This window comes from Bacillus sp. sid0103 (genome assembly GCF_019219025.1).
The window spans coordinates 1-481 of record NZ_JAHUWN010000110.1; the positions used below are offsets into that span (position 1 = coordinate 1).

Annotated in this window: 1 pseudogene; it reads right to left on the reverse strand. The window is 41.4% G+C overall.

Annotation, left to right across the window (positions count from 1 at the left end):
• Positions 1-371 (reverse strand): annotated as a pseudogene (locus KW850_RS32700) (MFS transporter); the annotation flags it as partial.
• Positions 372-481: the final 110 nt, after the last annotated feature.

The window sequence follows — 481 nt, forward strand, 5'->3', positions numbered from 1 at the left end:
CCACCGCCAATTGCTTGAATGAATATGCTGGCCCATACCAAAAATAAATTCGCTGTCAGACCAGAAAATACAATGCCCCATGATCCAATAGCAAGTAGGAAGATTCCAAAGCGCATCCGTGAGACTGGATGACTCGGCCAAGGAACGAACTGAGCCAAAGCCCCTCCTCCAAGAAGCAACAAGACTATAATCCCTGAAAAGGCAAGATTTGAAGTGTGAATGACATTTCTGACGAAAGAAGGTATTAGGGATAACGCAATTCCTTGAATTGTGAAAACAGTAAAGATTGGCAGTGCAGCAAATGACCAAAAATGTGAACGAATACTATTAGGCACTCCAAGTGATATCTTAGTCTTAGCCGGTTTCTGCATGAGGGAATCCTCATGCTTAGGAAGAGTTTCCAGAATTACTAAAGAAGTAATTAACATTACAAGTAAAAACCAGAATGGTACTCTAAGCGGCTGCAGATGTAAATATTGCA